General features: G+C 68.2%; 14 protein-coding genes. 4 read left to right on the top strand and 10 right to left on the bottom strand.

Annotation, left to right across the window (positions count from 1 at the left end; translation table 11 throughout):
• Positions 1 to 72: 72 nt before the first annotated feature.
• The 8 genes from NEF64_RS16335 to gloB form a co-directional block, all read right to left on the bottom strand.
• The gene (locus NEF64_RS16335; RefSeq protein WP_031394897.1) at positions 73 to 1,071 is read right to left on the bottom strand and encodes an inorganic phosphate transporter; all 999 of its coding nucleotides are present in this window, start codon (positions 1,069 to 1,071) and stop codon (positions 73 to 75) included.
• Between the two features lie 195 nt (positions 1,072 to 1,266).
• Positions 1,267 to 2,385 carry a DUF47 family protein gene (locus NEF64_RS16330; RefSeq protein ID WP_056409106.1) on the bottom strand — a complete coding sequence of 373 codons (1,119 nt, stop codon included), beginning with the start codon at positions 2,383 to 2,385 and terminating at the stop codon, positions 1,267 to 1,269.
• 145 nt (positions 2,386 to 2,530) lie between these two features.
• A complete protein-coding gene (locus NEF64_RS16325; RefSeq protein ID WP_056409108.1) occupies positions 2,531 to 4,870 on the bottom strand; it encodes a TonB-dependent receptor in 2,340 nt (779 codons plus the stop codon).
• 143 nt (positions 4,871 to 5,013) lie between these two features.
• On the bottom strand, positions 5,014 to 5,637 hold the full coding sequence (locus tag NEF64_RS16320; RefSeq protein ID WP_056409110.1) for a glutathione S-transferase: 624 nt from the start codon (positions 5,635 to 5,637) through the stop codon (positions 5,014 to 5,016).
• Between the two features lie 365 nt (positions 5,638 to 6,002).
• Positions 6,003 to 8,186 (bottom strand): TonB-dependent receptor, encoded by a 2,184-nt coding sequence (locus NEF64_RS16315; protein ID WP_056409112.1) that lies wholly within the window; start codon positions 8,184 to 8,186, stop codon positions 6,003 to 6,005.
• Between the two features lie 135 nt (positions 8,187 to 8,321).
• Positions 8,322 to 8,684, bottom strand: coding sequence for a hypothetical protein (locus NEF64_RS16310; protein WP_056409114.1), 363 nt, complete (start codon positions 8,682 to 8,684; stop codon positions 8,322 to 8,324).
• A 2-nt stretch (positions 8,685 to 8,686) separates the two neighbouring features.
• Positions 8,687 to 9,094, bottom strand: a complete 408-nt coding sequence (locus NEF64_RS16305; RefSeq protein ID WP_156360474.1) for a hypothetical protein — start codon at positions 9,092 to 9,094, stop codon at positions 8,687 to 8,689.
• Positions 9,095 to 9,143: 49 nt separating this feature from the next.
• Positions 9,144 to 9,872, bottom strand: a complete 729-nt coding sequence (gene gloB / locus NEF64_RS16300) for a hydroxyacylglutathione hydrolase (RefSeq protein WP_056409116.1) — start codon at positions 9,870 to 9,872, stop codon at positions 9,144 to 9,146.
• Positions 9,873 to 10,029: 157 nt separating this feature from the next.
• Here gloB and NEF64_RS16295 point away from each other — a divergent pair, with 157 nt between their 5' ends.
• Positions 10,030 to 11,046, top strand: coding sequence for a fumarylacetoacetate hydrolase family protein (locus NEF64_RS16295; protein WP_056409118.1), 1,017 nt, complete (start codon positions 10,030 to 10,032; stop codon positions 11,044 to 11,046).
• A gap of 12 nt (positions 11,047 to 11,058) precedes the next feature.
• Here the strand turns inward: NEF64_RS16295 and NEF64_RS16290 are convergent, their stop codons facing one another.
• Entirely contained in the window at positions 11,059 to 11,406 is a 348-nt protein-coding gene (locus NEF64_RS16290) for an MmcQ/YjbR family DNA-binding protein (protein WP_056409120.1), read from the bottom strand.
• Between the two features lie 195 nt (positions 11,407 to 11,601).
• Here NEF64_RS16290 and NEF64_RS16285 point away from each other — a divergent pair, with 195 nt between their 5' ends.
• The 3 genes from NEF64_RS16285 to NEF64_RS16275 are packed head-to-tail and all read left to right on the top strand — an operon-like array spanning position 11,602 to position 15,325.
• Positions 11,602 to 12,909, top strand: coding sequence for a thiamine pyrophosphate-dependent enzyme (locus tag NEF64_RS16285; protein WP_056409288.1), 1,308 nt, complete (start codon positions 11,602 to 11,604; stop codon positions 12,907 to 12,909).
• A gap of 56 nt (positions 12,910 to 12,965) precedes the next feature.
• Entirely contained in the window at positions 12,966 to 13,973 is a 1,008-nt protein-coding gene (locus NEF64_RS16280; protein WP_056409290.1) for an alpha-ketoacid dehydrogenase subunit beta, read from the top strand.
• On the top strand, positions 13,973 to 15,325 hold the full coding sequence (locus tag NEF64_RS16275) for a dihydrolipoamide acetyltransferase family protein (RefSeq protein ID WP_056409122.1): 1,353 nt from the start codon (positions 13,973 to 13,975) through the stop codon (positions 15,323 to 15,325). The genes NEF64_RS16280 and NEF64_RS16275 overlap by 1 nt, the downstream gene beginning before the upstream one ends.
• A 4-nt stretch (positions 15,326 to 15,329) precedes the next feature.
• Here the strand turns inward: NEF64_RS16275 and NEF64_RS16270 are convergent, their stop codons facing one another.
• Positions 15,330 to 16,001, bottom strand: a complete 672-nt coding sequence (locus NEF64_RS16270; RefSeq protein WP_056409124.1) for a peptidylprolyl isomerase — start codon at positions 15,999 to 16,001, stop codon at positions 15,330 to 15,332.
• Positions 16,002 to 16,064 lie beyond the last annotated feature (63 nt).

The raw sequence follows: 16,064 nt of genomic DNA, 5'->3' as shown, positions 1-16,064 counted from the left end.
CAAGCGTACCGCATCAGCGGTTGCGCAATTGCCCTCCGATCATGCTTAACAGACCGTAAGCGTCTGCATTTATCAGATAAACAGCCCGGTCAGCCAATAGGTCGCCGCACCGATCGCGGCGGCGGCGGGCAGCGTCACCGTCCAGGCGATGATGATGTTGCTGGCGACGTTCCAGCGCACCGCGGACAGGCGGCGCGCGGCGCCGACGCCGACGATCGCGCCGGTGATCGTGTGCGTCGACGAGACCGGCACGCCCCAGAAGGTCGCCGCGAACAGCGTGATCGCGCCGCCGGTCTCCGCGCAGAAGCCCTGCGCGGGGGTCAGCCGGGTGATCTTCGACCCCATGGTGTGGACGATCCGCCAGCCGCCCGACAGCGTGCCGAGCGCCATCGCCGCCTGGCAGGACAGCACGACCCAGAAGGGCACGTGGAACTCGCCGCCGAGCAGCCCCTGCGAATAGAGCAGCACCGCGATGATCCCCATCGTCTTCTGCGCGTCGTTGCCGCCGTGGCCGAGCGAATAGAGCGCGGCGGAGATCAGCTGGAGCTTGCGGAAGCGCTTGTCGACGCCGAGCGGGGTGAGCTTGAGGCTGGTCCAGGCGACGAGCAGGACGAGCAGCAGCGCGAGCAGCAGCCCGACCGCGGGCGAGACGAAGATCGCGCTGACGGTCTTGATCACGCCGCTCCAGACGATCGCGCCGAAGCCGATCTTGGCGACGCCCGCGCCGAGCAGCCCGCCGATCAGCGCATGGCTGCTGCTCGAGGGGATGCCGAGCACCCAGGTGATGACGTTCCACGCGATCGCGCCGATCAGCGCGGCGAAGATTACCTGCGCGTCGATCACCTGCGCATGGACGATGCCGGTGCCGACGGTCTGCGCGACGTGGAGGCCGAAGACGGCGAAGGCGATGAAGTTGAAGAACGCCGCCCAGAGCACGGCATATTGGGGTTTGAGCACGCGCGTCGAGACGACTGTCGCGATCGAGTTCGCAGCGTCGTGCAGGCCGTTGAGGAAATCGAACAGCAGCGCGATGCCGATCAGGCCGATGAGGACCGGGAGCGAGAGGATCATGCGGGGATGCTCCCCCGAGCCTGCATTGGCGTCATCGCGGCGCGTCCCACCAGTTTACCGCCCCGGCGGAGGCCGGGGTCCAGTTGGAGAGGTCGCAGTAACATTGCGCTGCCTTCAGCCATGGCCGTCCCCCAACTGGGCCCCGGCCTTCGCCGGGGGGGTGTCACGGGAGAGGCTTCGGGCCGAAACGACACGTCACGCATGGTCGATGACGAGTCCCTGGATCTCGTTGGCGACGTCTTCGAAGCGGTCGACGATCTTTTCGAGGCTCGAATAGATTTCGCGGCCGATGATGAAGGCCATCGGGTCGGCATGGGTCTTCGACGCGGCGAAGAGCGCGCGCAGGCCGGTGTCGTGGATGTCGTCGGCGTGACCCTCGATCTGGATCAGCCGGGCGGTCAGGTCGTGGAGGCGGCCGGCGTTGCTGCCGAGCGAGCGGAGCAGCGGGATCGCCTCGGCGGTGATTCGCGCGGCCTCGACGACGATGCCCGCCATGTCGCGCATCTCGGGCGCGAACTCGGTCACCTCGTACAGCGCGATCGCGTTGGCGGTGCCGTTCATCTGGTCGATCGCATCGTCCATCACGCCGATCAGGTCGGTGATCGCGCTGCGGTCGAACGGCGTCACGAACACCCGGCGGACGTCCTGCAGGACCTCGCGCGTGATGTCGTCGGCCTCGTGTTCGCGGCGCACGATCTCGGCGATCTGGCTTTCGATCGAGCCTTCGCCGTGGAGCAGCCGGGCGAGCGCGTCGGCGCCCGCGACGAGCGTCGCGGCATGCGCGTCGAACAGCTCGAAGAACCGCCCCTGCTTGGGCATGAGTGCCTGGAACCAGCCCAGCATCGGAAAACGCCTCCTCATTCGTGACCGCAGCACCGGCAGCACGCGTTGTTCGAACGCCACCGGGATCGGTGGCTTTCGGAATCCTCGGATCAGAGCCTTGAGTTCGGGCTCGTCGACCGCGGCGGCGGCCTTATCAGGCGGAAACCACCGTGTCTCGCGCTGATCCCGCTCGGGCCAGTCCGCGACCTGTTCGACGACCTGCATCGGATAGACGCTGACGATCATCGGCCGGAGACGCCCGCTGCGGCGCCGCTTGTCGTAGCAGAAATCGCCGACCGCGCTGGGGCAGGGGATGCCGCGAATCCCGGCTTCCTCGAACGCTTCCTGCGCGGCGGCCTCGTGCGAGGCGAGGCCGGCAATCGGATTGCCCTTGGGAATCACCCAGCGGCGCGTCTCGCGCGAGGTGATGAGCAGGATCTCGGCGGATCCGTCGGCGGTGATCCGGTAGGGCAGGGCGGCGATCTGACGGATCGGTCGGGTCCTCGGGCAAGGTCAAACCCGATGTCTGACACGCACCGCGCGCGAGCGCCAGACGCTCCGCAAAGGTGGCGTGGCGGATGAACCGCCACGATCCGCAAGGGGATGGCGTGGCGGGGTTACCGCCACGCCGGCCTTGTCAGCGGAACTTGCCGCTGAGCGAGACACCGATGATCCGCGGTTCGTTGAACACCGCGGCCATGTAGTTCTCGATCACGCCCTTCAGGTTCTTCTCGCCGGTGATGTTGCGTGCGAACACCGCGAGTTCATAGGCGTCGTCGGGCGCGGCATAGCCGATCTTCAGACCACCTTCGAAGTTGCCGTTCGCGGTGAACTCCTTGGTCTTGTAGAGCACGAACTGCGTATAGCCCTGGATGTTGAAGTCGCCCGCGATGAACGCGCGACCGCCATTGCCGAGCGGCTGGTCGTAGCGTGCGGTCAGGTCGACATTATACTCAGGGGCATTGGGCAAAGGCTCGCCGTCGATCTTGACGAGGAAGGTCGTGCCGAACGCGCCGGGGACGGGGCGGACCGCCGCGGAGGGCGTGCAGACGACCGCGTTGTTGAGCGCGCAGATCTGCACCTCGGTCGTCTTGTCGCGAATCGCGCTGTGGAGCAGGCTGAGCCCGGCGCCGAGCGTGAGGTTGGGAACGGGCTTCCAGTTCGCCTCGGCCTCCATGCCGTACGCCTCGGCCTTGTTGCCGTTGAACAGGATGCCGTTGCCGTTGAGATCGTTGCCGTTGAGCTGGATGTCGTTGACGCGGTAGCCGAACACGGTCGCGTTGAGGCTGAGCGTGTTGTCGAGCAGGCGCGTCTTGATGCCCGTCTCCCACGACAGGATCGTCTCCGAATTAGCGGTCGAGAAGTCCGAGTTGAACACCGCCGAGCGGCCCTGGATCGTCGGTCCGCGGAAGCCCTGCGCGATCCGCGAGTAGAGGCTGATGTCGGGGCTCGCCTGGTAGAGGAGGCTCGCGTCCCAGCTCGGCTTGGTCGCCTTCAGCGTGACGTCGGTGCGGAAGTTGGCCGGATACTGGCTGACACCGGCGACATTCTGGACGGGCTTGAGCAGCTGCGTGCGCTTCTTGTCCTCGGTGATGCGGCCGCCGGCGGTGAGCGTCAGCCGGTCCATCAGCTCGTAGCTGACCTGGCCGAAGCCGGCCCAGGAGGTGTTGACGTCGTGGAGGCGGACCCAGTTGTTCGGGTTGCGCTGTGCGGTCGTCAGGAAGAAGGTCCGCTGGTAGAAATCGGTGATGTCGCGCGTGTCGAAATACAGGCCGCCGACCTGCCAGTTGAAGCGACCGCCCTGCGTGCCCGACAGACGCAGTTCCTGCGACCACTGGTCGAGATCGCGGATCTGGCCCTGCGACTGGCCGAAGCCGTTCGGGGTGCCGCGGACCGGGAAGTTCGCGCCCGCGCCGCCATCGGTGTCGCCGCGGCTGAACCCCGAGGTCGTCTCGTACGCGGTGATCGAGGTGAGCGCGGCAGGACCGAAGTCGTAGGTCGCGCGGACCGAGCCGCCATAGGTGGTGTAGCTCTGCGGATTGTCATTGCCTTCGTCGAGCGCGACGACGTTGCGCGGTTCGGCCTGGACGTCGTTCGAGCCCTTCTTCAGCGCGGCGCGGTGGAACAGCGTCGAGGTGCCGTCATACCAGCGCGCATGGCCCGACAGGTCGAGCGAGAAGGCGTTGCCCGGGGTCAGCGCGAGCTGGACGCGGACGTTGCGGTCGTCGAAGCCGCCCATCGCGTTCTTGCGCGGGGTCGCGGTGCTGTCCTGCGTGACGCCGGCATAGACGTTGTCGACATAGTTTTCGCGGTGCTGGAGCAGAGTCGAGACGCGGATCGACAGCAGGTCCTTGATCAGCGGGCCGCCGACGCCCGCGTCGACGCTGACGCTGCCATAGGTGCCGACCGAGGCCGAGGCGCGGCTGTCGAAGTCGTTGGTCGGCTTGATCGTGTCGAACTTGATGATGCCCGCGGTCGTGTTGCGGCCGAACAGCGAGCCCTGCGGGCCGCGCAGCACCTCGACCTGGCGGACGTCATAGACCGGGTTCGACTTCAGCACGACATGCTCGAGGATCACGTCGTCCTGGATGATCGTGACCGGCTGCGACGCGCCGAGGTAGAAATCGATGTTGCCGAGACCGCGGATGTAGAAGCGCGGGAAGATGCGGCCGGTGGTGGTCTCGACATAGAGGCCGGGGACGCGGCCCGACAGCGACAGCAGCGTATCGTCGCCACCCGCCTGGAACGCACGCAACGCATCGCCCGAGGCGACGCCGACCGACAGCGGCACGCGCTGGAGGTTTTCCGAGCGGCGTTCGGCGGTGACGACGATCTCGCCCAGGCCGTCTTCAGCGGGGGCGGCAGCAGGGGCGGTGGTCGTGTCCTGGGCGGCGGCGGGCAGTGCGGCGAGCAGCAATGTCGCGGGCGCGATGCCGCGCAGGAGCGACGTGGTCAGACGGGTGCGTGTCACGGTGATATTCCCTGGATGATCTTCTTGGTTTTACCGAAGGGACACCCGACGAGCCGCGCGCGCCGGTCGCGGCCACCCCCGTGGACCGTGATCGCCGTCGCGCGGCTCATGCTGTCGCAATGCCCCCCGGGGGACGCGCTAGCCGCGGATCATGTTGGAAAAATGACAGTCGGCGCGCCCGGCTGCCACGGCGCGAATTTGGGCATGACGGCGGCGAAGAGCGGGCTTGCGAGATAGCGCCCCAGCCAGTCGTGGAGCGCGGGGAGGGGGAGCGTGTCGAACCAGCCGCGATCGGTCTGCGCGAACTGGCGGACGAACGGTAGGATCGCGATGTCGGTCAGCGTGACGCGGGGGCCGGCGAGGTGGCCGGTGGCGTGCAGCCGCGTGTCGAGATCGGCGAGGATCGCGGTGGCGGCGGCGCGGTGCTCGAGCGGGTCGGTGCCGTGGCGATCGGCATATTTATAGCGGTCGAGATGATGCTTGAACGCGCCGTCGTTGGTCGCGATCAGGTCGGCGTCGTGTCCGGCCAGCCAGTCGAGCGGGTCGGCCGTGGCGAGCGCCCAGTGCATGATGGCGAGGCTCTGGTCGATGACGCGGCCGTCGGGGAGGACGAGGACGGGGACGGTGCCCTTGGGGGAGGCGGCGAGCATCGCGGCGGGCTTGTCGCGCAGGACGATCTCGCGGAGCTCGACCGCGACGCCGCTGGCGACGACCGCGCTGCGGGCGCGGATTGCGTAGGGGCAGCGGCGGAAGCTGTAGAGGATGGGGAGCATTTGCGGGGGTATAGGGGGCGGGGGACGGCGCGTCTTGGGGGCTGGTTCGCGCGCCGTCGCTCGCGTGGTTATCTGCGGGCACCTCGCGCTCGCCCCACCCCGGCGGAGGCCGGGGCCCAGTTGGGAAGGCGGTCGTGACGGCGGGCTGGGGCTGATTACTCAGGTCCTCCCAACTGGGCCCCGGCCTTCGCCGGGGTGGGTTGGGGGGTGGGTGCGCCTCTGCCTACCACCCCGGCGGAGGCCGGGGTCCAGTTGGGTAGGCTTTCGTGATGGCGGGCGGCGCGGGGTTACTTTGGTCCCTCCAACTGGGCCCCGGCCTTCGCCGGGGTGGTGCTCCTTTTCTGGGCGTGGGGACCGCCGCCCCCTTACAGCCCGAAGCGGAGCGTCGCGCGGATGTCGCGGCCGGCTAGGGGGGCGAAGTCCTTGAGGAAGCTGGCGTGGCGGCGGGCTTCGACGTCGAACAGGTTGTTCGCGCTGAGCAGGATCGAGGTCTTGCTGTCCTTGCCGAACGGGTTGAAGCCCAAGGTCGCGTTGACCATCGTGTAGCCGTTGGTGGTCGTCTCGAACGCGGCAATGCGGTCCTGGTCGAAGACGTGCTCGACCTCGAGCCGGCCGTTGACGCGGTCGCCCTGTGCCTCGATCCCGCCGAGCACGCGCATCGGCGGGATGCGGGGGACGGGGCCGTTGTCGACGATCGTCGCGCGGACATAATCGCCGAGCAGGTCGGCGTTCAGCACATAGCCGCCGATCTGCGCGAGCCGGACCGAGGCATTGGCCTCGAACCCGTAATAGCGCGCATCGGCCTGCTGATACTGGAAGCAGGGCAGGTCGACCTCGCGCCCCGACGGATCGGCGGCGGTCTGGCAGACGCTCTGCGCGACCTGGTTCTCCGAGATATAGTTGGAGAAGTCGTTGTAATAGGCGGACGCGTCGAAGCTGAAGCCGTCGCCATGCGCGTGGAGCGTGCCCTCGATGCCCCAGCTCTTCTCGAGCTTGAAATCGGGGCTGCCGAATTCATAGGCCTGGGTGCCGGCATGGCCGCCGTTCGCGAACAGCTCCTCGGCCGACGGCGCGCGCTCGGTGTGCGAGAGGTTGACGCCCAAGCGGACCGCGTCGGTCACGCCGTAGGAGGCGCCGAGCGAGCCCGAGACCGCGTCAAAGCTGCGACTGCCGCGGAAGAAGCGGAGGTCGTCGAGCGGCGTCTTGGCGGAGAGCGACGTCGTCTCGTAGCGCAGCCCGCCCTCGGCCCGGAACGCGCCGGCGCTATATTGCTGGAGCGTGAAGAGGCCGGTCTGGTTGGTCTCGTTGCGCGGCAGGAAGGCTTCGTCGCCGTTCACGTCGAACAGGCGGTTGAAATATTGCACGCCGGACGCGCCCTGCCATCCGCCGCGATTGGCCTGGACGAGCTCGATCCGGCCTTCGGTGCCGTTGTTGAAGAAGGCGGTGCCGACGCCGCCATCGGGTTCGAGCTCGAAATGGCGATAGGTCGCGTGGCCCGCGCGGACGCGGATCTTGTCGAGGAAACCGCCGCCGGTGTTGATCTCGCCGCGCAGGTCGACGCGGTTCTGGACGACGTCGAGGCGGGGCGCCTCCTGCTCCTGGCCGACCGCGGTCGCGTAGCGGATCGGCACGCCGTAGAGGCTGTCATAATGGCTGTACGACACGCCGAGATTGCCGCCGTCGGTGATGATCGCGGCGCCGAGGCCGGCGGTCCAGGTCTCGGACTGGGTGTTGGGCAGCTTGCCGCGGAGCGCGGCGGAGCCGGCGAAGTCGATCGGTTCGTCGGTGTCCTGCGGCAGGCCGACCTGGCTGAGCGCGGCGGCGCGCGCCTGCGACGACAGGATGTTGCCGCCGGTGCGCAGATTGCCCGACTTCAGATAGGAGCCGTCGGCGTGGAGGACGAGGTGCTGGCCGACCGCGACGTCGCCGGCGGCGCCGCCCGAGCGCTCGTTCGCGGCCGAGCCGTAGGTGGCGATGCCGTTCACGCGGTAGCCGTTTTCGGGGACGGTGCGCGGGATGCGCGTGTCGATAACGTTGACGACGCCGCCGACTGCGGACGAGCCGAACAGGAGGGCGGAGGGGCCGCGCAGCACCTCGATCCGCTCGGCGAGCAGCGGGTCGATGATGACCGCGTGATCGACCGAGGTGTTCGAGACGTCGATCGAGCCGATCCCGTCGGTCAGCACGCGGATGCGCTCGCCCTGGAAGCCGCGCAGGATCGGGCGCGAGGCGCTGGGGCCGAACGAGGTGGCGGACACGCCGGGCTGGCGCGCGAGCGTCTCGCCGATGGTCGGGCGCAGGTTGCGGGTGAGCTCGGCGCCCGAGAGGATCGAGGTGCCCTGGAGGACGTCGGTCTCGCTCTGGCGGACGGGGGCGGTGACGAGGATCTCGGCGGCCGCGCGCGGGGCGGGGGTGCGGGTCGGGGCTGGGGCTGGGGCTGCGGCAGGCGTATCGGCCGGTGCGCCGGTCGGCGGCGTGTCAGTCTGGGCGGTCGCGGCGGTCGCGGCGAAGACCGCCAGCGCGCTGATCCCGATGAAAGTCTTACGCATAGAAACGCTCCTTGAACCCCGGAGCTGCCGCCTAGCGCGAATGATGTATCATATCAAAGAAGATGTTCGCAGCTGCGGAAAATTGGATGGCTGGTTGTTGCCATGATGCAACATATCATCCGGGACGGCCGGGCGTCAGGGTTTGTCGTAAGGGGTGAAGTCGGTGAAGCGGCAGGAGGGTGAGGGGATCGACAGGCCGGGTTCGATCAGCCGGAACCGGTCGTTGCGGCAGAGCTGGCCGCCATAGATGTCGACGATGATCGTCGACAGCGGGCGCAATTGCGGACAGGGGCCGACCGGGCCGGTGCGCCAGACGCGCTTGCCCGACTGGCGATAGAGGATGGTGGTCGCGTCGAGGATCGTCGGCCCCTGGACCAGACCGATGCCGATGCAACGGACCGGTGCGCCAGCGATGCGCCCCGCGAGCGGATCGTCGCGACCGGCGACGAGCGTCAGCGCGAGCGCGGCGAAGGCGGCGATCCGGCCGGAGCGCGGCATCGTCACCGAACCTTCCGATAGGGGACGAATTCGCCGAAGCTGCAGCTGCCGCTGGGGAAGCGGCTGGCGCGGTCGATCGTGTTGGCGATGTCGCCGCGGCAGAGCTGCCCCGAGGGCGTCCGCGTGATCAGGATGTTGCGGTCGAGATCGCCGCACCCGCCATTGGTCTCGGTCCGGTAGATCGTGCCGTTGTTGACGCGGTAGAGGAAGGTCGAGCCGTAGCTGGTCACCTGCTTCTGGCCGAGGGCGTTGAGGCACAGGGTCGGCTCGCCGGGGGTCAGCCCCTTGAGCGCGGTCGCGAGCTTTTGCTGCGTTTCGGTTTCGCGCTGCGCGATCTGTGCCTGTTCGCGCGGGGTGGCCGTACAGGCGGTGGCGGCGATCGTCAGGCAGAGCAGCGATAAGCGTGTCATGATGCGCATGCGGTTTCCTTTGCGCCCCCAAGCGTACGGCATAGCCTATTCAGCCCTTGAACGCATCCTTTGCCGCGCGGCGTTCGCCGAGCTCGGCGGCCGAGGTTGCACGGAGGAACGGATTGGTCGCGCGTTCGAGCCCGATCGTCGTCGGCACGGTCGCCTCGCCGCGCGCGCGGGCCGCGTCGACCTCGGCCATCCGGTCGCGGATCGCGGCATTGTCGGGCTCGGCGACCAGCGCGTAGCGACCGTTCGACTGGGTATATTCATGCCCGCAATAGACGCGCGTCTCGTCGGGCAGCGTGGCGTAGCGCTGCATGTTGGCGAACATGTCGGCGGGGGTGCCCTCGAACAGCCGGCCGCAGCCCATCGCGAACAGCGTGTCGCCGGTGAAGATCACTGCGTCGTCGGCGAAGTGGAAGGCGATATGGCCCTGCGTATGGCCGGGTACGATCATCACCTGCGCGGCGTGCGTGCCGAGCGTGACGACGTCGCCCTCGGTCACGGTGCGGTCGAGCGTCGGGATCTTCGCGGCTTCGGCGGCGGGGCCGGTGACGGTCGCGCCCCGAGCGCGGATCGCGGCGTTGCCGCCGGTGTGATCGGGATGCCAGTGCGTCGTCCAGACCTGATCGATCCGCCAGCCGCGCGCGGTCGCCGCGGCGATCACCGGATCCGCCTCGCCCGGATCGAGCGCGACCGTCGTGCCGCTGTCGGGATCGTGGATCAGCCAGGCGTAATTGTCGCTGAGGACGGGCACGCGGACGATATCGAGGGGCATGGCGGAGCTTTCGAAGGCGGTGGCCAGGTGTGGCGCCGGGGTCGGGGGGATGCAAGGATAACGCATGAGCGGCTGGTCGGGGGGCGCGCGTGACCGGGAGTCTCGACTTCCTGCGGCGGGCGGGCGTAGGGTGGTGAAAACATTGAGAGGATCCGCAATGAAACTGGCCAGCCTGAAGGACGCAGATCCAGCCCGGGGCCGTGACGGCCGGCTCGTCGTCGTGTCGAACGACCTCGCCTGGTATGCCGATGCGACGCATATCGCGCCGACGCTGCAGGCCGCGCTCGACGACTGGGACCGGCTGGCGCCTGCGCTCGAGAACCTGTCGACCGATCTCGAGCACGAGATGATCCCGATGCGGCGGTTCCACGAGCATGACGCGGCGTCGCCCTTGCCGCGCGCCTATCAATGGGCGGATGGCTCGGCCTATGTGAACCATGTCGCGCTGGTCCGGCAGGCGCGTGCGGCCGAGATGCCCGACAGCTTCTGGCACGATCCGCTGATGTATCAGGGGGGATCGGACGGGTTTCTCGGGCCGCGCGACCCGATCCCGCTCGCCGACGAGAGCTGGGGCTGCGACATGGAGGGCGAGGTCGTCGTCGTCACCGGCGACGTGGCGATGGGCGCGAGCCGCGAGGAGGCGCTGGCGGCGGTGCGGCTGGTCGGGCTGACCAACGACGTGTCGCTGCGCAACCTGATCCCGGGCGAGCTCGGCAAGGGATTCGGCTTCTTCCAGTCGAAGCCCGCCAGCGCGTTTTCACCGGTGTTCGTGACGCCCGAGTCGCTTGGCGACTGGTGGCAGGACGGCAAGCTGCACCGCAAGCTGATGGTCGACCTGAACGGCCAGCCCTTTGGCCGCGCCGAGGCGGGCGAGGACATGACGTTCGATTTCGGCACGCTGATCGCGCATGCCGCCAAGACGCGCAAGCTGGGCGCGGGGACGATCGTCGGGTCGGGCACGGTGTCGAACCGCGGCGCGGATGGCGGGCCGGGCAAGCCGATCGCGGACGGCGGCGTCGGCTATTCCTGCCTCGCCGAAGTGCGGACGATCGAGACGATCGCGGGCGGCGCGGCGGTGACCCCGTTCCTGAAAAAGGGCGACACGGTGCGGATCTGGGCGGAGGACGACAGGCATCGCCCGATCTTCGGCGTGATCGAGCAGACGGTAGAGTAGCGCGCGAGCCGGCTAGGGGCGCTCGCCATAGGCCTTGCGCTGAGCCGCGGTAGCGCGGTCCCACCAGGCGCGGGCGAGCAGATGCGCGATCCGCTCCCCCGCGCCGGTGCCGTAGCGGACCAGCACCGCCGGCCAGCCGTCATAATGATCGGTCTGCCAAAAGGTCGCGGGGTCGGTGTCGAGCAGGATGTCCTTCTCGTCGAGGCCGATATGGAGCACGAAGCTGCCGGGATCGGGCGCGGTGGTGGACGCGAGCGTCTTGCCGCGGAACCTGAGTGCGGGCCGGCCATAGCTGGTGCCCGGCTCGACACCTGGCAGCGTGCATCCGATCGCGACGACGGCGTTCCAGTCTTGCAGCATGTCGCCCCGTCTCCCCCCTGTCTGCCCGCGTCCGCAGGGTGCTGCTATCGCATTGATCGCACGGCGTTGCACGCGGTCGGTGCGAATGCGGCAACCGGGCAAAACTCCCTCTCGCCAATGCCGTTGAAATTTTATAACAAGGCCGCGAAGAGCGATCCGGCGCGTACGCCGCCGGGCGATGGAGATGGAGTGACGATGGCCAGCGAGCACCCTCGCGCCGATTCGCAGCCGCTGCGCAATCTACCCGGATTGACGCTGCATGTGCCCGAACCGAAGTTTCGACCCGGCGATCCGGTCGATTTCGCCGAGGTCGACGTGCCGCCCGCGGGGCAGGCGCGGCGCCCCGATACCGCGGACAAGGCGAGCGATTTCACTGATCTCGCCTATACGCTGGTCCGCGTTCTCGACGACGAGGGCAACGCAGTCGGGCCATGGGATCCCAAGCTTTCGCCCGATATGCTGCGGCGTATGCTGCGCAGCATGGCGCTGCTCCGCGCGTTCGACGAACGCATGTTCCGCGCGCAGCGGCAGGGCAAGACGAGCTTCTACATGAAGGCGCTGGGCGAGGAGGCGGTCGCGGTCGCGGCGGCCTATGCACTTGATTACGAGGACATGTGCTTCCCCTCCTACCGCCAGCAGGGGCTGCTGATCGCACGGGGCTGGAGCCTCGTCGACATGATGAACCAGATCTATTCGAACACCGCGGACCGGCTCGGCGGCAAGCAGCTGCCGATCATGTATTCGGTCAAGGAAGCCGGGTTCTTCTCGATCTCGGGCAACCTCACGACGCAATATCCGCAAGCCGTGGGCTGGGCGATGGCGTCGGCGGCGAAGGGCGACACGCGGATCGCGGCGACCTGGTGCGGCGAGGGATCGACTGCGGAGGGCGACTTCCATTCGGCGTGCACCTTTGCTGCGGTCTACCGCGCGCCGGTGATCTTCAACGTCGTCAACAACCAGTGGGCGATTTCGAGCTTCTCCGGGTTCGCGGGCGCCGAGGCGACGACGTTCGCGGCGCGGGCGGTCGGGTACGGCATCGCGGGCCTGCGCGTCGACGGTAACGATGCGCTGGCCGTGTACGCAGCCACTGAATGGGCGGCCGAGCGGGCGCGGACCAACCAGGGGCCGACGCTGATCGAGCATTTCACCTATCGCGCGGAGGGCCATTCCACTTCGGACGATCCCGGCCAGTATCGCAGCGAGGGCGAGCCCAATGCGTGGCCGCTCGGCGATCCGATCAAGCGCCTCAAGGACCACCTGATCGCGATCGGCGAATGGGACGATGAGCGCCACGCCGCGCAGGACAAGGAGCTCGCCGAGCAGGTCAAGGCCGCGCAGAAGGAGGCCGAGAAGAACGGCATCCTCGGCCACGGGCTTCATCAGCCGCTCGAATCGCTGTTCGACGGCGTGTTCGAGGAACTGCCCTGGCATCTGAAGGAGCAGCGTCAGCAGATGCTCGATGAGGAGACGGCAAGCGGCCGTCCATGGGATCGCAAGGCATGAGCGACATGATCGAGGCACCCGGGTCCGAAACAGCGGACGGCGGCGAGACCAGCCGGATGAACATGATCCAGGCGATCAACTCCGCGATGGACGTCATGATGACGCGCGATCCCGACGTGATCGTGATGGGCGAGGATGTCGGCTATTTCGGCGGCGTGTTCCGCGCGACTGCGGGGTTGCAGGCGAAACACGGCAAGACGCGCGTGTTCGACACGCCGATCACCGAATGCGGGATCATCGGCGTCGCGGTGGGCATGGGCGCGTACGGCCTGCGTCCCGTCCCCGAGATCCAGTTCGCGGATTACATCTATCCCGCGCTCGACCAGCTGGTGTCGGAAGCCGCGCGGCTGCGCTATCGCTCGGCGGGCGAGTTCACCTCGCCGATCACGGTGCGATCGCCGTTCGGCGGCGGCATCTTCGGCGGGCAGACTCACAGCCAGAGCCCCGAGGGGCTGTTCACGCACATGTCGGGGATCAAGACGGTCATCCCGTCGACGCCCTATGACGCCAAGGGCCTGCTGATCGCGGCGATCGAGGACAATGACCCGACGCTCTTCTTCGAGCCCAAGCGCATCTATAACGGGCCGTTCGACGGATATTGGGATCGGCCGTCGCAGAACTGGTCGAAGCATCCCGCGGGCGAGGTGCCGACCGGGTACTACAAGATCGAGCTCGGCAAGGCGAAGATCGTCCGGGCGGGCGAGGCGCTGACGATCCTCGCCTATGGCACGATGGTGCATGTCTGCGCGGCGGTGATCGCCGAGACGGGGATCGACGCCGAGATCGTCGACCTGCGCACGCTCGTCCCGCTCGACATCGAGACGATCGAGGCGTCGGTGAAGAAGACCGGGCGCTGCATGATCGTCCACGAGGCGACGCGGACCAGCGGGTTCGGCGCCGAGCTGTCGGCGCTGGTGCAGGAACGCTGTTTCTACCATCTTGAGGCGCCGATCGAGCGCGTGACCGGGTTCGACACGCCCTACCCGCACAGCCTGGAATGGGCCTATTTCCCGGGGCCGGTCCGTATCACCGAGGCCCTCAAGAAGATCATGAAGGACGCATAATGGCTCGCTTTACCTTCAAACTGCCGGATATCGGCGAAGGCATCTCGGAGGCCGAGATCGTCGCATGGCACGTCGCGATCGGCGACCGCGTCGAGGAGGATTCGCCGGTCGCGGACATGATGACCGACAAGGCGACGGTCGAGATGGAGTCGCCCGTGTCGGGCGTCGTCGTCGAGCTGGCGGGCGAGGTCGGCGATCAGGTGTCGATCGGGGCCGCGCTGGTGGTGATCGAGACGGATGCGGTCGACGCCGGGGGCGAGGTCGTGGCGGCGCCGTTGACGGCGGCGCAGGCGGAGACGGCGGAGCAGTATGAGGCGGAGAATCCGGGGGTTGAGGAGGTGGTCGAAACGCCGACCGCCACCACCCCGGCGGAGGCCGGGGCCCAGGTGGGGGGCGCCGGTAACGACGCGCAGTCCGTCATCACGACGACCTCTCCAACTGGACCCCGGCCTTCGCCGGGGGGGAGTGACGAGCAGGTCGCTGCTGCCAAGGCGCATGCGCTGGCATCGCCTGCGGTGCGGGCGCGGGCGCGGGATCTGGGGATTGATCTGGCGTCGGTGAAGACCGAGTCCGATCGGGTCCGTCATGCCGATCTCGACGCGTATCTGCGGTACGGCGCGGGTCAGGGCTATCAGGCGCCGGGGGCGAGCCGGGCGCGCGCGGACCAGCCGATCAAGGTCATCGGCATGCGGCGCAAGATCGCCGAGAACATGGCCGCGTCGAAGCGCGCGATCCCGCATTTCACCTATGTCGACGAGATCGACGTCACCGCGCTGGAGGCGATGCGTGCGGATCTGAACGCCAATCGCGGCGGGCGGCCCAAGCTGACGATGCTGCCGCTGATGATCGTCGCGATCTGCAAGACGATCCCCGATTTTCCGATGCTCAACGCGCGCTACGATGACGAGGCGGGCGTGGTGACGCGGCACGGGGCGATCCATCTGGGCATGGCGGCGCAGACCGATGCGGGGCTGACCGTCCCCGTGATCCGCGACGCGCAGGATCGCAACGTCTGGCAGCTCGCGACCGAGATCACGCGGCTCGCCGAGGCGGCGCGGGCGGGCAAGCTCGCGCCGAACGAGATGGGTGGCGGGACGATTACCGTCACCTCGCTCGGGCCGCTCGGCGGGATCGCGACGACGCCGGTGATCAACCGGCCGGAGGTCGCGATCATCGGGCCGAACAAGATCGTCGAACGCCCCGTGTTTAAGGGCGACGAGGTGGTCCGCGCGAAGCTGATGAACCTGTCGATCAGCTGCGACCACCGCGTCGTCGATGGCTGGGACGCGGCGAGCTTCGTTCAGGGGCTGAAAAAGTATCTCGAGACGCCGGTCCTGCTGTTCGCGGACTGAGACGTCAGCGCGGCCGTGGCGGGGTGGGGCGGGTCTTCAACAGCCATGGTCGCGGGCCGCTGGTCGGGCGGGGCGTGCCGTCGAGCCGCTTGGCGCTGATCAGCGCGACGCGGTTGAGGATCATCTGGCCCTTGAACGCGTCGAGCCCGCCACCGGTCGGCTTGGCGAGGATGCGGCGGACCGTGTCCATGCCGCCGACGACATGGCCGAAGGCCGCATAGCCGAGATAGCCCGGGCGCGCGTCCATCGCGGGGGTCGGGCCCACGGTGATGAAGAAATTGCCGCCCGCCGAGCCGGGCTCGCTGCCGCGCGCCATCGAGATCGTCGCGTCGAGATGGCGGATGCCGGTTTGCGTCGTCGTCTCGAGCGGGAAGGCGGGCAGGATGCGCCGCGCGTCGGTGCGGATGCCGCCCTGGATGAAGCCGAATTTCGGCGCCTTCTTGCCGCGCGCGGCGCGGTAGAAATCGGTGCCGTCGAAGCGGCCGTCATCGACATAGGCGAGGAAGTTCGCGCTGGTCTTGGGCGCGCGGCGCGTGTCGAGCGCGAGCGTGATCGGGCCTTCGGAGGTGGTGAGGCGGACGCGGACGGTGCCGGGTTTCGCGGGGGTGGGTTTCTGGGGGGCGGCGGCGGCCGGGGTGGCCAGCAGGGCGAGTGCCGGTAGGAGGAGGAAACGCATGTGCAGGGCACGACCTTTGTCATTCGGGGCCTTCGCCGGGTCGGCGATCGCGGACAGGCTGAG

Source organism: Sphingomonas aerolata, from assembly GCF_023935825.1.
Lineage (GTDB): Bacteria > Pseudomonadota > Alphaproteobacteria > Sphingomonadales > Sphingomonadaceae > Sphingomonas > Sphingomonas aerolata.
Note: the sequence above shows the minus strand (reverse complement) of the source record. Positions and strands in the feature narration are given on the sequence as shown.